Origin of the sequence: Citreimonas sp. (assembly GCF_042096055.1) — a bacterium.
GTDB lineage: Bacteria > Pseudomonadota > Alphaproteobacteria > Rhodobacterales > Rhodobacteraceae > Citreimonas.
In genome coordinates this window covers 3742-22780 of record NZ_JBELMH010000054.1, presented here as the reverse complement: position 1 = coordinate 22780, position 19039 = coordinate 3742, and the positions used below count along the sequence as shown (strand labels likewise).

15 protein-coding genes are annotated in these 19039 nt (G+C 69.0%); 9 read left to right on the top strand and 6 right to left on the bottom strand.

Annotation, left to right across the window (positions count from 1 at the left end):
* A partial coding sequence (locus tag ACFDTC_RS12405) for a toprim domain-containing protein (RefSeq protein ID WP_375259193.1) occupies window positions 1-1016 on the top strand: 1016 nt, incomplete at its 5' end.
* A 72-nt stretch (window positions 1017-1088) separates the two neighbouring features.
* Here the strand turns inward: ACFDTC_RS12405 and ACFDTC_RS12400 are convergent.
* The 5 genes from ACFDTC_RS12400 to ACFDTC_RS12380 all read right to left on the bottom strand — a co-directional run bounded on the left by ACFDTC_RS12400 (window position 1089) and on the right by ACFDTC_RS12380 (window position 6889).
* Window positions 1089-2993: an extracellular solute-binding protein gene (locus tag ACFDTC_RS12400; protein ID WP_375259192.1), complete on the bottom strand. Its 1905-nt coding sequence runs from the start codon at window positions 2991-2993 to the stop codon at window positions 1089-1091.
* A gap of 147 nt (window positions 2994-3140) precedes the next feature.
* A complete protein-coding gene (locus ACFDTC_RS12395; RefSeq protein ID WP_375259191.1) occupies window positions 3141-3845 on the bottom strand; it encodes a DUF1194 domain-containing protein in 705 nt (234 codons plus the stop codon).
* A gap of 103 nt (window positions 3846-3948) precedes the next feature.
* Window positions 3949-5448, bottom strand: a complete 1500-nt coding sequence (locus ACFDTC_RS12390; protein WP_375259190.1) for a tripartite tricarboxylate transporter permease — start codon at window positions 5446-5448, stop codon at window positions 3949-3951.
* A 6-nt stretch (window positions 5449-5454) separates the two neighbouring features.
* Window positions 5455-5901 (bottom strand): tripartite tricarboxylate transporter TctB family protein, encoded by a 447-nt coding sequence (locus ACFDTC_RS12385; RefSeq protein ID WP_375259189.1) that lies wholly within the window; start codon window positions 5899-5901, stop codon window positions 5455-5457.
* Between the two features lie 7 nt (window positions 5902-5908).
* Complete coding sequence (locus ACFDTC_RS12380; protein ID WP_375259188.1) at window positions 5909-6889, bottom strand: Bug family tripartite tricarboxylate transporter substrate binding protein; 981 nt, start codon at window positions 6887-6889, stop codon at window positions 5909-5911.
* Window positions 6890-7076: 187 nt separating this feature from the next.
* Here ACFDTC_RS12380 and ACFDTC_RS12375 point away from each other — a divergent pair, with 187 nt between their 5' ends.
* Window positions 7077-8030, top strand: coding sequence for a YihY/virulence factor BrkB family protein (locus ACFDTC_RS12375; protein WP_375259187.1), 954 nt, complete (start codon window positions 7077-7079; stop codon window positions 8028-8030).
* A 7-nt stretch (window positions 8031-8037) separates the two neighbouring features.
* On the opposite strand, the gene ACFDTC_RS12370 is transcribed toward ACFDTC_RS12375, so the two are convergent.
* Window positions 8038-9069: an AI-2E family transporter gene (locus tag ACFDTC_RS12370; protein ID WP_375259186.1), complete on the bottom strand. Its 1032-nt coding sequence runs from the start codon at window positions 9067-9069 to the stop codon at window positions 8038-8040.
* A 261-nt stretch (window positions 9070-9330) separates the two neighbouring features.
* On the opposite strand from ACFDTC_RS12370, the gene ACFDTC_RS12365 reads away from it, so the two are divergent.
* The 7 genes from ACFDTC_RS12365 to ACFDTC_RS12335 all read left to right on the top strand — a co-directional run.
* A complete protein-coding gene (locus ACFDTC_RS12365) occupies window positions 9331-11853 on the top strand; it encodes a cation:proton antiporter (protein WP_375259185.1) in 2523 nt (840 codons plus the stop codon).
* 277 nt (window positions 11854-12130) lie between these two features.
* The gene (locus ACFDTC_RS12360) at window positions 12131-13402 is read left to right on the top strand and encodes a DEAD/DEAH box helicase (protein ID WP_375259184.1); all 1272 of its coding nucleotides are present in this window, start codon (window positions 12131-12133) and stop codon (window positions 13400-13402) included.
* A gap of 127 nt (window positions 13403-13529) precedes the next feature.
* Entirely contained in the window at window positions 13530-14237 is a 708-nt protein-coding gene (locus tag ACFDTC_RS12355; RefSeq protein ID WP_375259183.1) for a haloacid dehalogenase type II, read from the top strand.
* A 282-nt stretch (window positions 14238-14519) separates the two neighbouring features.
* On the top strand, window positions 14520-16733 hold the full coding sequence (locus tag ACFDTC_RS12350) for an ATP-binding protein (protein ID WP_375259182.1): 2214 nt from the start codon (window positions 14520-14522) through the stop codon (window positions 16731-16733).
* 114 nt (window positions 16734-16847) lie between these two features.
* Entirely contained in the window at window positions 16848-17735 is an 888-nt protein-coding gene (locus ACFDTC_RS12345; protein ID WP_375259194.1) for a metal ABC transporter substrate-binding protein, read from the top strand.
* A gap of 78 nt (window positions 17736-17813) precedes the next feature.
* A complete protein-coding gene (locus ACFDTC_RS12340; RefSeq protein ID WP_375259181.1) occupies window positions 17814-18701 on the top strand; it encodes a manganese/iron ABC transporter ATP-binding protein in 888 nt (295 codons plus the stop codon).
* The coding region (locus ACFDTC_RS12335; RefSeq protein ID WP_375259180.1) for a metal ABC transporter permease at window positions 18698-19039 on the top strand (342 nt) is incomplete at its 3' end. The genes ACFDTC_RS12340 and ACFDTC_RS12335, both read left to right, overlap by 4 nt.

The window sequence follows — 19039 nt, the reverse complement described above, 5'->3', positions numbered from 1 at the left end:
GGATGCTGGCGAGCCAGGAGATCGGCAACCTGGTGATGGCGCTGGGCACCGGCATCGGCCGCGACGAGTTCGACATCTCGAAGCTGCGCTACCACAAGATCGTCCTGATGACGGACGCCGACGTCGACGGCGCGCATATCCGGACGCTGTTGCTGACGTTCTTCTACCGCCAGATGCCCGAGCTGATCGAGAAGGGCTACCTCTACATCGCGCAGCCGCCGCTGTTCAAGGTGACCCGCGGCAAGTCCGAGGTGTACCTCAAGGACCAGCCCGCGCTCGAGGATTACCTGATCCAGCAGGGCGTCGACGGCGCGCAATTGAAGCTCGGCTCGGGCGAGACGCTGATCGGTGCCGACCTCGTCCGCGTGGTCGAGGAGGCGCGCCAGCTGCGCCGCGTGATCGAGGCATTCCCGACCCACTACCAGCGCCGGATCCTGGAACAGGCCGCCATCGCCGGCGCCTTCGTGCCCGGCGCGGTGGATTCCGACCTGCAGGCGGTCGCCGACAAGGTGGCCGCGCGGCTCGACCTCGTGGCGCTGGAATACGAGCGCGGCTGGCAGGGCCGGATCACGCAGGACCGGGGCATCCGTCTTGCGCGCATCCTGCGCGGCGTCGAAGAGGTGCGCACGCTGGACGGCCAGATGCTGCGCTCGGGCGAAAGCCGCAAGGCCGGAAGCTTCACGCAGAGCCTGCAGGCCGTCTACGGCGCGCCGGCGCAGCTGGAGCGCAAGGATCGTCGTCAGGCGATTTTTGGCCCGCTGGACCTGTTGAAGGCGATCCTCGACGAGGGCGAGAAGGGCCTCAGCCTGCAGCGCTACAAGGGCCTGGGCGAGATGAACCCCGGCCAGCTGTGGGAAACCACCCTCGACCCCGACGCCCGCACGCTGCTGCGCGTCGACATCGAGGACATGACCGAGGCCGACGATCTGTTCACCAAGCTGATGGGCGACGTGGTCGAACCGCGCCGCGACTTCATCCAGCAGAACGCGCTGAGCGTGGAGAACCTGGACTTCTGATCCGGTGTAGCTTTGCCATGTCCCGCGGCGCGCATTTCTTCGTGCCGCGGGAAAACGATCAGCCTTGACGTCTCAAAGCGCGCCCGCTTGCCGAAGCGCATCGGCCTTCTGTTCGTCCCACCACCAGATGGTCGTCGTGCCCAGGCCCTGCGAGGGCGGGTCGTCGTCGTAGGGTCGTCCGAAGACGTCGCGGTAGGCGATGTTGTGCTCGCCCTTGTACCATTGCGGGACCCAGATGTGCAGCGACCGCAGGACCCGGTCGAGCGCGCGCGTCGCGGTGGTCAGCTCCTCGCGGCTTTCCGCCTCGGCGATGATGCGGATCAGCCGGTCGACGGCCTCGTTGGACACGCCCGCGACGTTGACCGAGCCGGGAGTGTCCACGCTGCCCGAGCCGAAGATCTGACGCAGCTCGTCCCCGGGCGTCTGCGACATGGCGAACCGCTGCGTGACGATGTCGTAGTCGAAGTTCTTCTCGCGTTCCTGGGACTCGGCGGGGTCGACGCGGTTGGCCGTCGCCTCGATCCCGAGGCGGCGCAGGTTCTCGATGTAGGGGTTGATGATCCGGTCGAAGGACGGGCTGTCGTTCAGCACCTCGACGGTCAGCCTTTGGCCGTCCTTCACGCGGAAGCCGTCGGCACCGACCTCCCAGCCGGCCTCGCTCAGCAGGCGCGCGGCCCGGCGCAGGGCGTTGCGGTCGGCTAGGTCGTCAGGCGAGGATTCAGCCGGCGTGAAGGCGGGGTCGGTGAACACGGTGTCGGGCAGGTATTGGCGAAGGGGTTCGAGGATCGCCGCCTCGGCATCCGAGATCGGGCCTGCGGCCTGCAACGTGGGCGAGTTCTCCCAGAAGCTGTCGGTCCGTTCGTAGAGACCGTAGAAGAGCGACTCGTTGGACCATTCGAAATTGAAGACCAGACCGATCGCCTCGCGCACGCGCGGGTCCTGGAACTTGTCGCGACGCAGGTTGAACCAGAAGCCCTGCGTGCCGGCAGGGCGGCCGTCGGGCAGGGTCTCGACGATGACGTGCCCCTGCTGCACGGCCGGAAAGTCGTATCCGGTGCCCCAGACGCGCGAGGAATATTCCTCGCGGTAGAGGTAGGCGCCGGCCTTGAAGGCCTCGAAGGCGGTCGTGTAGTCGGCGAAGTATTCGTAGGCCAGCTCGTCGAAATTGTGCTTGCCGACGTTGACCGGCAGATCGGCGGCCCAGTAGTCGGGGCGCCGCTGGTAGGTGACCGAACGGCCCGGATCCACGGATTTCAGATCGTAGGGTCCGGAGCCCATCGGCGGTTCGAGACTGCTGTCCGCGAAATCGCGATCCTCGTAATAGGCGCGGGACAGGACGGGTATGCCGCCCGCGTTCATCAGGACTTCGCGCAGCGGACCCGACGTGTCGAAATCGAAGCGCACGGTGTGGTCGTCGAGCGCCTCGACGGTCTCGACATACTGGAGACTCGTCCTGAAGCTGGGCAGGCCGTCGTCGCGCAGGACCTCGTAGCTGAACACCACGTCGTCGGCCGTGACCGGCGAGCCGTCGCGGAACCGTGCTTCGGGCCGCAGGTGAAAGATCGTCCATTCGCGGCTTTCGGGATACTCGACGGTGTGGGCCAGCAGGCCGTACATCGCATCGGGCTCGTCGAGGTTACCGACCAGCAACGTGTCGTGAAGCAGGGCGGCCCCTTCGGCCGCGTTTCCCCTCAGGATGTACGGCGTGAGGCTGTCGAAGGTGCCGAAGGCCCAGGTGGTGAAACGTCCGCCTTTCGGTGCGTCGGGATTGACGTAGTCGAAATGCGCGAAGTCGGCTGGGTATTCCAACTCGCCGAAGGTCGAGACGCCGTGCGCGCGGATGGTGTCGCCCGAGGATGCAGGCGTCTCTTGCGCGAGTGCGGGAAGGCCTGCAAGCGGACTGACGAAGGCGAGGACGGCCGCGGCGCGTGCGAGCCGTGCCATGCCGGCAAGAGCGTTTTCGATGGGACGGATCATGTATTCTCCCCCGGAAGGCGTGCGCTTTCAAAAAGGGTAGCGTGAAACCCGCAAAAGCCACGTCACGCCGACGTCGCCTGGGCGCCCCACGCCGCCGCAGCCGCCTTTGCGGTGATTCCGGATGCACATGCGCCCGCTGAGTAGCCGTTACCTGTTCGCAACCTCGCGCGGCGGGGTCAGGCCTGAAATCTCGAGAATGAGCTTGCGCCGGATCGCCGATGCCAGGTCCTCCTCGCTGTAGGCCGTGACGACGAACGCGCCGCGTCCGCCGATGATCCGCTCTTCGTAGATCGTGCCCAGGTCGGGGTAACGTGCCGGCGAGGCACAGGATCGACAGAGGATCGGCAAGCCGTTGATCGTGATGCCTGCTGCCACGACCGTGTCGCGGGCTATCTCGATCGAGGGGCCCGAATAGCTGTTGGGACTGTCGCCCGAGAAATCGATGACCTTGCGCCAGCCGTCGAAGTCGTTCGTCTCGATCAGCCGCATGCCGTCCAGCAACGCGCCGCCGATCGCGTTTCGGCCGTAGGCCTGCCGGGGCGGTGCCACCAGCGCATCGGCAAAAGTCCGGGCACTGTCGGCGTCGTCGATCACGCTCCAGTCCACCACCACGGCGGTGTTGGAGGCCCATTCGACGTAGGTCACGGCGATCGACCCGTAGGCCGTGTTCGCGATGGCGGACAGGACGGCCGGGTCGGTCAGCGCCTCGGCGTAGCCTTGACGCTGGAACGCGATCTCGGCCTCGCTGATCGAGCCGGACGCGTCGGCCAGCAACACGAGCTCGAGTTCAACGTCCTGCGCGAAGGCCGGTGCGGCCCACAGCAGCGACAGGAAGATCGGCAGCACACGCATGCAGCGAGCGTACTGCGCGCGTTGCACTGTGTCATCGGGTTCAACGGGATCGTGAAGACGATCGGTGCGGTTCTGTATGGCGCGTACTGCAACGCCGCTGCGGTTATCCCTGATGCCGATCGCGCCGCCGCCGGATGACCTGCACCGCGGACAGGATCAGCAGGCCCGCGATCGCGACGACGAACCCGGCCGAGATCGGCCGTTCGAGGAACACCATCGGGTCGCCGCGGCTGATCAGCAGGGCGCGCCGCATGTTGGTCTCGATCAGCGGGCCGAGCACGAAGCCCAGCAGCAGAAGCGCCGGGCTGAACCGCGCCAGCGCCAGCAGATAGCCCGCCAGCCCGATCACCGCGACCGCCAGGATGTCGAAGGTCAGGCCCCGCACGGAATAGACGCCCATGCAGATGAAGATCAGGATCGCCGGGTAGAGCCAGCGGAACGGTATCCGCAGCAGCGACACCCAGATCCCGATCAGCGGCAGGTTCAGGATCAGCAGCAACAGGTTGCCGATCCCGAAGCTGGCGACGAGGCCCCAGAACATCTCGGGGCGGGCGTCCAGCATCATCGGTCCGGGCTGCACGCCGTGGATCACCAGCGCGCCCAGCATCAGTGCCATGATCGGATCGCCGGGAATGCCCAGCGTCAGGGTCGGCACGAAGGCGGTGATCGCGGCCGAATTGTTGGCGGCCTCCGGGCCGGCCACGCCCTCAATCGCGCCCTGGCCGAAGCGGTCGGGACGGCGCGCGACCCGCCGCTCGAGCGCGTAGCTCAGGAAGGACGACAGCGTCGATCCGGTCCCCGGCAGGGCGCCGAAGAAGCTGCCCAGCCCGCTGCCGCGCAGGACCGGCGACACCATGCGCCTGAGGTCGTCGCGCGTGGGGGTCATCTGGCGGAAGCCGATCCGCCCGGCCACGGCCTGACGTTCGGGGTCGCGGACGTTGCCGATCACCTCGGCGACGCCGAACAGGCCCATCGCCAGCGCCACGAGGTTCACGCCGTCCAGCAGTTCGGTCTGTCCGAAGGTGAAGCGCATCGCGCCCGAGTTCACGTCCGTGCCGATGCAGCCCAGCAACATGCCTAGCACGATCATCGCGAAGCCCTTGGCCGGCTTGGCGCTGCCGATGGTCGAGGCCGCGACCAGGCCCAGCACCATCATCGCGGCGTAGTCGGCCGCGCCGAAGGACACCGCCACGCGCGACAGCCAGCCGGCCAGCATCACCAGCACGACGATCCCGATGATCGAGCCGGCGAAGGACGATGCCATCGCGGCGAACAGCGCAGGACCGGCGCGGCCCGCGCGGGCCATCGGATAGCCGTCGAGCGCGGTGACGGCCGATTGCGGCGTGCCGGGCAGCCGCATCAGGATCGACGCCACCGCACCGCCGTATTGCGCGCCGTAATAGACCCCGGCCAGCATGATCAGCGCGGCCTCGGCCGAGATGTAGTAGGTGATCGGCAGCAGCAGCGAGATCGCGGCCATCGCGCCGATGCCGGGCAGGACGCCGACGAAGGTTCCCAGAAGGACGCCCAGGACGCAGTAGATCAGCACGCCCGGCTGCAGGGCAAAGCTCAGCCCGGTCAGAAGCCCGTCCCAGGTGCCCATGCGCGCTCAGACCCCGCGGGGCCAGAGAGGCAGCGACATGTCCAGCCCGACGCGGAAGATCGCCATGGTCAGCAGCGTGACGATCCCGGCAAGGCACAGCCGCCACGTCCAGCCGCGCCGCGGTGCCGGTAGCGATCCGACCAGCACGCCAGCGAACGAGGCGACGATCAACCCTAGCGGCCGCAGGCCCAGCCCGAAGACGAGGATCGAGGCCAGGACAGCGAGCGCCGCCCACGGCTCGAACGGTTCGGCTTCGCCCGCCCGGCGCAGGCCGGGCAGTGCGACGATCAGCCCGAAGGCGGTCAGCATGAGGCCGAGCGCCAGGGGAAAGGCGCCGGGGCCCATCTGCCGAAGCGAGCCCGGGTCGTAGTGGACCCAGGCCCAGCCCGCCGCCGCCGCGCCGATCGACGCAAGCACGAGGCCGCCGCAGATGTCTCCCCAGTCGCGCCGCATCGTCGGGTTACTGCGCCTCGATCCGGTCGATCACGCCGCCCCACATCTCGGTGTCGGCGGCGATGCGGTCCTGCATCTCCTGCGCGGTGCCGGGGGCGGCCTGCCAGCCGATGGCCAGAAGCTGCTCCTGAACCGCGGGTTCGGCGAGGATCTCGTTGATTTCGGTGTTCAGACGCTCGAGCACGGCCGCTTCGGTGCCGGCTGGCGCGATGAAGCCGTTCCAGAGCTCGGCGCGGAAGTCCTCGGGCAGGCCGGCGCGGCCCGCGATCGGGGCGACGTCGGGCGCCTGCGCGAACGGCTCGGCCGAGGTGATCCCCAGCATCCGCATGTTGCCGCCATCGACGTGCGGCAGGGCGGCCGACGGCGCCATGAAGCCGGCGTCGATCTCGCCGCCCATGATCGAGGTCGTGACCTCGGCGTAGCTGGTGAAGGGGATGTGCAGCATCTCGACGCCCGCCTCGTCGGCGAACAGCTCGGCCGTCAGGTGCGCGCCAGACCCTTGCCCGACCGAGCCGTAGGCGATGGCCTCGGCCTCGGCTCCGGCGGCCGCGACGAACCCTTCCAGGTCCTCGATCCCGGACGCGCTCGAGACCGCGAGCACGAGCGGAGAGGTCGCGATCAGGGTGACGGGCTCGATATCCGCGTCCACGTCGAAGCCGGTGTCGCCCATCATCCGCGACGCCGTGGTGAGCGGCCCGTTGATCGTCGTGCCGAAGGTCAGGTCGTCGTCGCCGGCGTTGGCCAGCATCTGCTGGATGCCGATCACGCCGCCCGCGCCGGGCCTGTTCTCGATCACGACGGGCTGACCCAGACGCTCGGCCAGCGGGTCGGTGATGATGCGCGCAAGCGTATCGGGCGACGAGCCCGCCGGGAAGCCGACATAGACGTGAAGCGGGCCAGAGGGCCAGTCGTCCTGTGCGAAGGCGGGCGCGGCAGCGAAAGCCAGAGCAAGGCCGAGCGCGGCGCGGCCGGTGATGCGGATGGTCATGGCGGGTCTCCTCCTGTTTTCGGCGCAGCGAATACTACTTCCGCGTTCAGGGCAATGGGGTGGAAGGTGCGGGCCGCCGCACGCCTCCACCGTGGCCGAACAGCCCGCCGACGCGGTGCGCACGCAGCCGCGATGCAACCCGGCGGCGTCCGACAGGGTTTCGCCCGCAAAGAGCAAGGGGCCCCGCATGGCACAGACGACGAACCGTGGCCGGCACGCCGCCCGGCCGAACGACATCCCCCGGCCCGGCTGGCGCGACATCCTGCTGCGCGTGAAGGACGAGCTGACGGCCGACCAGGTCTCGATCGTCTCGGCCGGCGTCGCCTTCTTCGGCCTGCTTGCGATCTTTCCCGCGATCGCGGCGCTGATCTCGATCGCGGGCCTGATCCTCGATCCCGCGGCGATCGAGCAGCAACTGGCGTCGGTCGCGGGCGTCCTGCCCGAGAACGCGGCCGAGATCATCGAGGGACAGGCGCGCGAAGTCGCGTCGAACGCCGGCGCGGGAATCGGACTCGCCGCGGCGGCGGGCATCCTGATCGCGCTCTACAGCGCGTCGAAGGGCATGAAGTCCCTGATCGGCGCCATGAACATCGCCTACGACGAAGAGGAGGATCGCGGCTTCATCGCCCTGAACGTGGTCGCGCTGGCGCTGACGCTGTTCCTGATCCTCGGCGTGCTGATCGCCTTCGCCGCGACGCTCGCGGCCCCGGCGCTGCTGGAGGTCGTCGGCCTTTCGGACGGCGTGCAGGCGGCGATCGCCTGGGGGCGCTGGCCGGTGCTGGCGCTGCTGACGATCTTCGGTTTGTCGGTGGTCTACCGCTACGGCCCGTCGCGCGAGCATCCGCGCTGGCGCTGGGTCAGCCCCGGTGCGGTCGTGGCGACGATCATCTGGCTCATCGGATCGGTCGCGTTCTCGATCTATGTCCGCAACTTCGGCAGCTATACCGAAACCTACGGCGCGCTTGGCGGCGTGATCATCCTTCTGACCTGGTTGTGGCTGTCCAGCTTCATCGTGCTGCTGGGAGCCGAGCTCAACTCAGAGATCGAGCACCAGACCGGCGAGGATTCCACCACCGGCGCGCCCCGGCCAAAGGGTGATCGTGGGGCCGAAAAGGCGGACACGGTCGGCCGGACCCCGTAGACGCCGCTTAGACCCGGCCGTTCGCCGAGAGCAGCACCGCGATTGGACGGGTCAGGCGGATCTCAGCCAGCACGAGGACCAGGCTCGCCGTCATCGGCACCGCCAGCAGAGCGCCGGGCAGGCCCCACAGCGCACTCCAGCACGCGAGCGCCAGAAGGACGACGAACGGGCTGAGGTTGAACGCCCGCCCCATCATCCGCGGCTCGAGATAGGCGCCGATGAAGATCTGTGCTGCGGACAGGCTGACCATCACCACGCCCGCCATCCAGAACGTGCCGAACTGCGCGAGGCTCAGCAGCACGGGAAACAGCACTCCGACGAGCGAGCCGAAGTACGGGATGTAGTTGAGGAACGCGATCAGCACCGACCAAAACAGCGCGAACTCGATCCCCAGCACCAGCATGATGACGAACGACGCGGCGCCGAGGATGATGTTCACCACGGTCTTGACGAAAAGGTAGTCGCCGATCCGCTCGTTCACGCGCGCCAGAAGCGTCAGGGCCCGCTGGCCCGCGCCTTCGTCGCCCATGGCGATGACGACCTTCCGCGCCATCAGGCCGCGCTCGGCCATGAAGAAGCTGGCGTAGAGGACCACGAGGAACAGCGTCACGCCGAAGCCCTGAAGCTGCAGCAGAGCGGGCGCGACCCATGTGCGCAAATCGATCCGGTCCAGCGTGGCGCTGCGCACGTTTTCCCACGTGGGCTCGTCCTCGATCCGCAGCAGGAAGGCCACGCGGGTCACCACCGCCTCGAGGTTGGATTCGTAGCGCGGCAACGCCGAGAACACCTGCGCGAGGTTGTTGATGACCAGGATGAACAGCAGCACCATGCCGATGGTGAAGGCCAGAAGGATCGTGGTGCGCCGCGCCCAGGGCGGCATGTTCCGGGCGATCGGCATCTTGCCCATGCTCGCCGCCGCCGTCAGCAAAACGTAGACCGAGATGATCGCCGCCAGCACGGGCAGCAGCACCGGCTTGCCGATCCACAGCAGCCATCCCAGCATCAGCGTCAGGGCCGTTCCGTAGGTCGCGTTCCGCATTCCAGTTCCCGATGGTCCTTGCCCGCTGCCCCGGCTCGCTGGTCCTTGACGGCCGGGGTCGTTCCCGCCTCGGACGTTTATAGAATCCGTGACCGGGGAACGCGACGGCCTTTTCGGCATCGGCCGGACGCGGGCGCCGGTCTGCTGAAAAAGTCGACGTTGCGCGAGCTTGCGCGAAAGACCGCGCGCGACGGGCACCGCGTGCGGGCCGCGCGCACGCGGGCGATTTCCCGCACCGGAAAATCCAGCTATTCCCGACTTATGGACATCGTTCTCATCACCACGGTCATCGCGTCGCTGTTCGTCGTGATCGGCGCGGCCGAACCGCTCGCCGCGCGGCTGCGCCTGCCGTTCAGCGTGATCCTCGCCGTGCTGGGCGTGCTGATCGGCGCGGGCGCGATCTTCTTCCTGCGGACCGAGCTGACCGACGCGCTGAACCCGGTGGCCGAGGCGATCCTGGGCCTGCCGATCCGGTCCAACGTGTTCCTCTACGTGTTCCTGCCGACGCTGCTGTTCCAGGCGACGCTGGGCATGAACCTGCGCCGGATGCTCGACGACTGGGTGCCGATCCTCGTGCTGGCGGTGGTCGCGGTGGTCGTGGCGACGCTCAGCGTCGGCTACGCGCTGTCCTGGGTCAGCACGCTGCCGCTGGCGGCCTGCCTGCTGATCGGCGCGATCGTGTCCACGACCGACCCGTCGGCGGTGGTGACGATCTTCCGGTCGATCTCGGCCCCTCGCCGGCTGGCCCGGATCATCGAGGGCGAAAGCCTGCTGAACGACGCCGCGGCGATCGCGCTCTTCGGCCTGTTCATGGGCTTCGTGATGCTGGGCATTCCCGACCCGCGCCTGGGCGACGCGCTGGCGCGGTTCCCCATGCTGATCGCCGGGGGCGCGTTCACCGGCTGGATCGCCGCGCGGGTCGCGGTCTGGGTCATGGCGCTGTTCGCGCGGCACGAACTGGCGCAGATCTCGATCTCGGTCGCGCTGCCCTACCTCGCCTATATCGGGGCCGAGCAGAGCATCGGCGCCTCGGGCGTGATCGCGGTCGTGGCAGCGGGGCTGACGCTGAACCTGGCCGGGCCGGGGCGGCTGCCGCCGCAATCCTGGGCCAACCTGCGCGAAATCTGGGACGTGCTGGCGCACTGGGCCGGCGCGCTGATCTTCATCCTCGCCGCGCTGCTGATCCCGCGGCTGCTCGAGCAGGTGCGGTTCGGGGATTTCGCCCTGGTCGGCGTGGTCATCGTGGCCGCCATCGCCGCGCGCGGGGTGATCCTGTTCGCGCTGCTGCCGGTTCTGGCGCGGCTGCGGCTGTCTCCGCCGGTCGAGCGTCCCTACCGGGCGGCGATCCTGTGGGGCGGCCTGCGCGGCGCGGTCACGCTGGCGCTGGCGCTGGCCGTGACCGAAAGCGCGCGCGTCCCCGACGACATCCAGCGCGTCGTGGGTATCCTCGCAACCGGATTCACGCTGTTCACGCTGATCGTGCAGGGCACTACCCTGCGCTGGGTGATCGGGAGGCTGGGCCTCGACCGGCTGTCGCCGCTGGACGAGGCGCTGTCGCGGCAGGTGGTCGCAGTGGCGCTGCAGACCGTGCGCGAGGACGTCGCCCGCACCACCGAGAACTACGAGCTGGGCCACGACATCGTGCGGTCCGAAGCCAAGCGCTTCGGCGAGCGGCTGGGGGATGCGGTGAAATCGGCCGAGGACAGCGCCGACATCCTCGACCGCGACCGGATTACGCTGGGGCTGATCGCGCTGGCGGGGCACGAGCGCGACACGATCCTTGTCCGGGTGCGCGAACGCACGATCTCGGCCCGGATGGCCGAGCGGGTGCTGTCGGATGCGGACCGATTGATCGAGGGCGCGCGATCGAACGGGCGCAACGGCTACCAGCGCGCGGCACGGCGCAGCGTCGCCTACGGGCAGGCGTTCCGGGTGGCGCTGCTGCTGCACAACCGGCTGGGCGTGTCGCGGCCGCTGGTGCAACTGACCGCCGACCGGTTCGAGGCGCTGCTGTCCCAGCGGCTGATCCTGCGCGATCTCGGCGCGTTCATCGACGGTCGCATCCGGCGCATCCATGGCCGGCGGGTGGCCGAGCTGCTGCACGAATTGCTGGCCCGCCGGATCGAGGCGGTCGAGACCGCGCTGGAAGGCATGCGGCTGCAATATCCCGGCTACGCCGAAGAACTGGAGCGCCGCTTCATCCGCCGCACCGCGCTGCGCCTGGAAGAACGCGAGTACCAGGCGATGCGCGACGACGGGCTGGTGGGCGCCGAGGTCTATACCGCGCTGACGCAGGACCTGCAGGTCCGGCGCGCCGCCGCCGAGGAACGCCCGCGCCTCGACATCACGCTGCGCCGGTCGGACCTGGTGCGCCAGTTCCCGCCCTTCGCCGAGCTCGACGACGCCATGCTGCAGCGTCTCGGGCGCGCGCTCAAGACCCGCTACGTCAACTCCGGCGACATCGTCGTGCGCAAGGAGACCGGCGCCAAGAGCGTGTACTTCATCGCCTCGGGCGCGGTTGAGCTCGAAACCGCCGGGCAGAGCTGGCGACTGGGCCGGCGCGAGATGTTCGGCCAGATGGCGATCCTGCTGAACAAGAGCCCGCGCACCGAGGTCCGGGCCATCGCGCCGTCGACCCTTCTGGTCCTGGACGAGGCGCGCTTTCGCCGGCTGCTGCGCGGCAGCAAGGCGCTGCGCGACGCCGTGCGCGCCAGCGCCGAGAAGCGCGGCATCGCGGCCGAGGACCTGTTCGCCGACCAGGACGCGGCGATCGACGACCGCTAGCGCGCGCCCGGCGCGGCTGCCGCATGTCATTTCCCTTGACCTGGCGCCCGCGATCCCCCATGTGAGCGGTGTCGCTGCGCTGCCGCGTGAGCATGCCGCGCCCCAAGGGGCCATCAGCGCACACCTTTTTCAGTTCCCCATCACGCAGGGTTCCTGACGCGACGGCCAGACGGCCCGGGACACACCCGACCGTCCAGAGGCCGCGCGAACCCTCATGGGGCCGTGCGCTGCGCGGCCTTGCAACGGGTCGCATTCCTGCGGCCATGAAGGAAAACGCTTGTTCGATTTCGACATGCTCGGCCTCGCGCCGACACTCTCCGCGGCGCTGAAGCGCGCCAACCTGACCGAACCCACCCCGATCCAGAACCAGGCGATCCCGCTTGCGCTGGAAGGGCACGACATCCTGGGCCTTGCCCAGACCGGCACCGGCAAGACGCTGGCCTTCGGCCTGCCGCTGATCGACCACCTGCTGGCGCAACCGTCCAAGCCCGCGCCCAAGACCGTCCGGTCGCTGGTGCTGGCGCCGACGCGCGAGTTGGTCAACCAGATCGCCGACAACCTGCGTCCGCTGGCAGAAGGCACCAAATTGCGCGTCGTCACCGTGGTCGGCGGCCAGTCGATCAACCGCCAGATCAACGCGCTGCTCAAGGGCACCGACGTGCTGGTCGCGACGCCGGGCCGCCTGATGGACCTGATGGACCGCGGCGCGGTCGACCTGTCCACCGTGCGTCACCTGGTGCTGGACGAGGCCGACCAGATGCTCGACCTCGGCTTCATTCACGCGCTGCGCAAGATCGCGCCCAAGCTGGGCACGCCGCGCCAGACCATGCTGTTCTCGGCCACCATGCCGAAGCAGATGGAGGAGCTGTCGCGCGCCTACCTCAAGGACCCGCGCCGCGTGCAGGTCTCGCCTCCGGGCAAGGCCGCCGACAAGGTCGTCCAGTCCGTGCAGTTCGTGCCCCAGGCCGACAAGCCCGCGCGCCTGCGCGAGATCCTTTCGAACGACCGCGACGCGCTGACGCTGGTCTTCTCGCGCACTAAACACGGTGCGGAAAAGCTGATGAAGGGCCTCGTCGCGGACGGCTTCAACGCCGCCTCGATCCACGGCAACAAGAGCCAGGGCCAGCGTGACCGCGCGATCAAGGCCTTCAAGTCGGGAGAGACCAACATCCTGGTCGCCACCGACGTCGCCGCGCGTGGGATCGACATCCCCGGCGTGTCCTACGTCATCAACTACGACCTGCCGGAAGTGGCCGAAAACTACGTCCACCGCATCGGCCGGACCGCCCGCGCCGGACGCGAGGGCGAGGCCATCGCGCTGTGTGCGGCCGATGAAGTCGACCTGCTGGTGCAGATCGAGAAGCTGATGAAGACCGAACTTCCGGTCGCCCGCGGCACCCGACCCGAGCCCGAGCGCAACGCGCGCCGCGGCAAGGGCGGTGGTGGCGGCGGCGGACGCGGTCGCGGCGGACAGGGCGGCAAGCCCAAGTCCGCCAGCGGCCAGCCGCCCGCGCGAAGCGGACGCCCGCGCCGGCGCCGCGCCGCCTGATCCCGATACGGCCCCCGGTGACCTCGGGGGCCGTTTTCGTTCGCATGGCCGGCGGCGCGCTGCCGGTCATGGTTTGACGCGCGGGCGGCGTCCGGTACTCTGGCATCGACCGCAACAGGAGCGAACCATGTCCGACGCGCGCGACCCCTCGACCCTCGTCTTCGACGTCAACGAGACGCTGCTGGATCTCACCACGCTGGAACCGGTCTTCGGGCGCATCTTCGCCAACGCCGCGGTGATGCGCGAGTGGTTCGCGCAGCTGATCCTATATTCCGAGGCGATGACCCTAGCCGGGCAGTACGCACCTTTCGGCGAGCTGGCGGGCAGCGCCCTGCGTATGGTGGGCGAAACCCAAGGCATTCCCGTGTCCGACGCGGATGTCGAGGATCTGAAGGCGCATATCGTGGCCATGCCCGCGCTGCCCGACGTGGTGCCCGCGCTCGAGAAGCTGCGCGACGCGGGCTTCCGGCTGGTGACGCTGACCAACTCCGCCCCCGGCCCGTCCCCGACTCCGCTGGAACGCGCCGGGCTCGCGGTGTTCTTCGACCGGTCCTTCAGCGTGCACGAGGTCGGCCGCTTCAAGCCTGCGCCCGAGTGCTACCGGCTGGTCGCCGAAGAGCTGGGCGTCGAGCCGCAGGACCTGTGCATGATCGCGTGCCACCACTGGGACGTGCTGGGCGCGCAGGCGATCGGTTGCGCCGGGGCTTTTGTCACGCGGCCCGGCAACGCGGTGCTGTCGGTGCCGGGCCTGACCGCGCCGGACGTCACCGCCGACGACATGGGCGCGTTGGCCGACGAGATCGTTGCGCGCTGGGGGCGGGGCGGCGTGGTCTGAGCGACTCGGGCCGCCAACCGGTGGGCTGGCCCGTGGCGTGAACCTGATCGATTCGCGCTGCGTCATGCGCCCATGCGCCGATTCGCCGGCGCCATGGTGATATTTTTGACAGGAACCCGAGCGGCTTGCGCTTGCGGCGGTCGGCGCGTGGATGAAACGCTTGTTCCGTGACCGGCGCGCTCGGATACTGACGCGCGTCATGGCGCGGCTTTGCTTCCTCGGACGTCCGGCCCCGATCGCCTGCATCCCCCGTGGTGCGGCGTGCCGAGCGGGGTCTGCCCCGTGACCGTCGAGACATGGGATCGCGCGCCCCGGTCGTCGCAGATGTACTGGCTGTTCGCGATCCTGTTCGTCATGGGCATGGCGATAACCGCCATCCTCTACGTCTGGCACGAACGGCGGGTCGAGGCGCTGGTCGAGATGGAGGCCGCCTACGGCGAGCTTGAACTCGCGCTGTCGAGCGTCGCGCTGCGCATGTCGGCCATGGCCTCGATCATCGAGCGCACCGACGGCGTCACGCCCAGCGATTTCGCGGCGATCTACGAGGAAACCTCGGAAGGAATCAGCCGCCGCCACGAACGGGCGATCGCGCTGGTCCCGTACTTCGACGACGGCGCGGCGGGCGACGTGGATCGGCTGGTCGATGATTGGGCGCCCGCGTACCGCGCGGCCGGGTATCCCGCGTTCGAGATATTCCCGCCCAACGAATCCGGCCCGCTGATGCCGGCGCTGATGGTCGAGCCGGCGGCCGTTCGGGATGGTGTGGTCGGCTTCGACTTCGCCTCCAGCGCACCCCGGTTCTCCGCGGCGCGTCGGGCGCTGGAATCCGGCGCCATGGCGCTCAGCGCACCGGTCGCGCTGTCGGAGGATCAATCGGCCGCGCCGGCGAACTTTGTCCTGGTTTTGCCCTACGCCGTACCGGGCAGCGGCGCGGACATGCCCGTCCCGGCCGGTGTGATCGGCGCGCGGCTGACGCCGGAATCGCTGTTCGGCTACCACGTGCCGTTGTTCGACCATATCGACCTGGCCGTGACGATCGGGGTGGGCGGCGGCGCGCCCTTGGGTGTCGATCTCGACCCCGGCTCGGCCACGGGGGTGATTCCGCTGCTGGCGGAGCGGCGCTTCGACGCGATCGAGCTGCCGGGAATCCGCGTGCCATTCTACGCCTCGGCGTCGCTGCGGCCGCGGTTGATCGACCTGTTCCCGCCGGTCTTCGCGGTCGCGCTGTCGATCCTTCTGCTGACGCTCATCGCTCGGCAGATGGGCATGCGCCACCGCCAGCGCATCGCGCTCGAACGCGCGCTGGCGCGCAAGGAGATCGAGCTTCGCGCAGTCGAGGAGACGCGGTCGCGCGCCGTGCGGCTCGAGGCGCTGGGCCGGCTGGTGGGGGGCGTCGCCCACGACTTCAACAACATTCTCAGCGTCGTCATGGGCAATCTCGAGCTGATGGCGAATGCGTCGTCGCCCGAGCGGCGACAACTGGAGACCGACGCGCTGGCGGCGGCGAAGCGCGGCGCGTACCTGACCAAGCAACTGCTGTCCTACGGCCGGCGGTCGCACCTGCGTCCGGTCGACCTGGACGTCGCGGCCGCGCTGCGCGAGGCGACGCACATGCTGCGCCGCGTGCTGCCGGAATCGATCGACCTGACGGCGCGCAGCGAGCCGGGGCTATGGCACTGCCTGGTCGATCCAGACGGGCTGCAGAACGCGCTGCTCAATCTCGCGCTCAACGCCCGCGATGCGCTGGGCGGGCGCGGGTCGATGCAGATCGAGGCGACGAACCTGCGCATCACCGACGACGACAGCCCGGCCCGGCCGCGCGACGAGATCGCGCCCGGGCGCTACGTGTCGATCGCGGTCACCGACGACGGCGCGGGCATGGACGCGGCGACGCTGGACCGCGCCTTCGATCCGTTCTTCACCACCAAGCACATGACCGACGGGTCGGGGATGGGGCTGCCCTCGGTCCTGGGCTTCTGCAAGCAGTCCGGGGGCACCTGCCGGCTGTTCAGCGAACCCGGTGTCGGCACGACGGCGCAGATCCTGCTGCCCGCGGCCGAGCGCGCGCCGGCCAGGGCCGAGCCCGCGAGCGTGCCCGGCGAGTCAACCGGCGGGGGCACGATCCTGCTGGCCGAGGACGAGCAGGCGGTCGGCCGGGTGATGAAGCGCCAGCTGGAACAGGCGGGCTTCGCGGTGACGCTGGTGCCCTCGGGCGACGAGGCGCTGGCCGTCCTGGAGGGCGGCGCGCGGTTCGATCTGCTGATCACCGACATCGTGATGGGCGGCAACGTGCAGGGTCCCGAACTGGCCGGCCGGGTCGAGCGGGACTTTCCGGGCATGTCCGTCTTCCTCGTCTCGGGCTACCCGCGCGAGACCTCGGTCGGCGCGAACCGGGACGCGCTGGCGCGATACACGGTCCTCGCCAAGCCGGTGCCGCGCGCGGTGCTGATCGCTGAGACCCGCGCCGCGATCGACCGGGCGCATGCGGGCCTCTAGGGCACGAGGCCGCTAGTCCATCTTTTGCGACCTGTTCGCAACTGGATTGACAATTGCGAGTGATTTGCAATATCCGTGACAGGCAATTATCCGATCGGAGGCCCCGCCGTGACCCTGTTCCGCTCGCTTGTCCTGTCCATCGCGTTCGGCGCCGCGCTGCCGGCCGCCGCGCAGGAGGACAAGCTCAAGGTCGCCACGACCTTCACGGTGATCGCCGATATGGCGCGGAACGTCGCCGGCGATGCGGCCGAAATCGTCTCGATCACCAAGCCGGGGGCGGAGATCCACAACTACCAGCCGACGCCGCAGGACATCGTGCGCGCGCTCGACGCCGATCTGGTGCTGTGGAACGGGCTGAACCTCGAGCTGTGGTTCGAGCAGTTCCTGCGCAACCTGCGTGACGTGCCCTCGGTCACCGTCAGCGAGGGCATCGACGCCATTCCGATCGACGAAGGCGCCTACGAGGGCATGCCCAACCCGCACGCCTGGATGGGTCTCGACAACGCGCTGATCTATATCGACAATATCCGCGACGCGCTGGCCGAGGCCGATCCGGAGAACGCCGAGACCTACGCCGCCAACGCCGAGGCCTACAAGCAGCGGCTGCGCGACACGCTTCAGCCGCTGCGCGACCGCATCGCCGAGATCCCCGAGGATCGCCGCTGGCTGGTGACCTGCGAGGGCGCGTTTTCCTACCTCGCGCGGGACTTCGGGCTGCAAGAGCTCTATCTCTGGCCGATGAACGCCGACCAGGTGGGTACGCCGCAGCAGGTCCGCGCGGTTATCGACGGCGTCCGCGAGAACGACGTGCCGGCGGTGTTCTGCGAAAGTACGGTCAACACCGCGCCCGCCGAACAGGTCGCGCGCGAGACCGGCGCGGCCTATGGCGGCGTGCTCTACGTGGACTCGCTCAGCGAGGCGGATGGCCCGGTGCCGACCTATCTCGACCTGCTGCGGGTGACCTCCGAGACGGTCGTGGCCGGCTTGGGCGGATCAGACTGAGCGACACGGCGTTGAGACCCGGGACGGCAGGATCGCCGATGCCCGGATGACCGGGCCGATGGCCCCGAAAGGCAAGGAATGCGCGACACGATCGACGCGACTGCACAGACCGGCACCGACGAGGGCATCAGCGCCCGCGACGTGACCGTGACCTATCGAAACGGCCACACCGCGCTGTGGAACGCGACCTTCGCGATCCCGCGCGGCACCGTCACCGCGCTGGTCGGCGTCAACGGCGCGGGCAAGTCCACGCTGTTCAAGGCGATCATGGGCTTCGTTCCCGCCGCGCAGGGCGAGATCCGCATCCTCGGCCTGCCCGTGCGCGAGGCGCTGAAGCGCGGACTGGTCGCCTACGTGCCCCAGTCCGAAGAGGTCGACTGGGCCTTTCCGGTCCTGGTCGAGGACGTGGTGATGATGGGCCGCTACGGGCACATGGGCTTCCTGCGCCGGCCGCGCGACGCCGACCGCAAGGCGGTGGACGACGCGCTCACGCGGGTCAACATGCAGGATTTCCGCCAGCGCCAGATCGGCGAGTTGTCCGGCGGCCAGCGCAAGCGCGTCTTCCTGGCCCGTGCGCTCGCGCAGGAGGGGCAGGTGATCCTGCTGGACGAGCCCTTCACCGGCGTCGACGTGCGCACCGAGGAACAGATCGTCGCCCTGATGCGCGCCTTGCGCGACGAGGGGCGGGTGATGCTGGTCTCGACCCACAACCTCGGCTCGGTCCCCGAGTTCTGCGACCGCACGATCCTCGTGAAGAACACCGTTCTGGGCTACGGCCCGACCGAGACGACCTTCACGCGCGAGAACCTGGAGCGCACATTCGGCGGCGTGCTGCGGCAGTTCACGCTGGGCGGCGGCGACCTGCACGACGACGAGGACGCGCGCGCCGTCACCATCCTGACCGACGACGAACGCCCCTTCGTGCAGTACGGCGAGACCACCCAGAAGGCGGAGCGTCGGGAATGAGCGTTCTGCTCGAACCATTCGCCTACGGCTACATGACCAACGCGATGTGGGTCTCGGCGCTGGTCGGCGGAGTCTGCGCCTTCCTCTCGGCGTACCTGATGCTCAAGGGCTGGTCGCTGATCGGCGACGCGCTTTCGCATTCGGTCGTGCCGGGCGTGGCGGGCGCCTACATGCTGGGCCTGCCCTTCGCGCTGGGCGCGTTCATCGCGGGCGGGCTTGCGGCCGGCGCGATGCTGTTCCTGTCGGAACGCTCGGGACTGAAGGCGGACGTGATCATCGGGCTGATCTTCACCAGCTTCTTCGGGCTGGGCCTGTTCATCCTGTCGATCAACCCGATG

Excerpts from the sequence above, each read along its gene's own strand:
- ACFDTC_RS12375 (WP_375259187.1), top strand. The coding sequence starts at position 7,077 with ATGGCACAGACGACGAACCGTGGCCGGCACGCCGCCCGGCCGAACGAC.
- ACFDTC_RS12355 (WP_375259183.1), top strand. The coding sequence starts at position 13,530 with ATGTCCGACGCGCGCGACCCCTCGACCCTCGTCTTCGACGTCAACGAG.
- ACFDTC_RS12365 (WP_375259185.1), top strand. The coding sequence starts at position 9,331 with ATGGACATCGTTCTCATCACCACGGTCATCGCGTCGCTGTTCGTCGTG.
- ACFDTC_RS12385 (WP_375259189.1), bottom strand. The coding sequence starts at position 5,901 with ATGCGGCGCGACTGGGGAGACATCTGCGGCGGCCTCGTGCTTGCGTCG.
- ACFDTC_RS12370 (WP_375259186.1), bottom strand. The coding sequence starts at position 9,069 with ATGCGGAACGCGACCTACGGAACGGCCCTGACGCTGATGCTGGGATGG.
- ACFDTC_RS12340 (WP_375259181.1), top strand. The coding sequence starts at position 17,814 with ATGCGCGACACGATCGACGCGACTGCACAGACCGGCACCGACGAGGGC.
- ACFDTC_RS12380 (WP_375259188.1), bottom strand. The coding sequence starts at position 6,889 with ATGACCATCCGCATCACCGGCCGCGCCGCGCTCGGCCTTGCTCTGGCT.
- ACFDTC_RS12390 (WP_375259190.1), bottom strand. The coding sequence starts at position 5,448 with ATGGGCACCTGGGACGGGCTTCTGACCGGGCTGAGCTTTGCCCTGCAG.
- ACFDTC_RS12400 (WP_375259192.1), bottom strand. The coding sequence starts at position 2,993 with ATGATCCGTCCCATCGAAAACGCTCTTGCCGGCATGGCACGGCTCGCA.
- ACFDTC_RS12395 (WP_375259191.1), bottom strand. The coding sequence starts at position 3,845 with ATGCGTGTGCTGCCGATCTTCCTGTCGCTGCTGTGGGCCGCACCGGCC.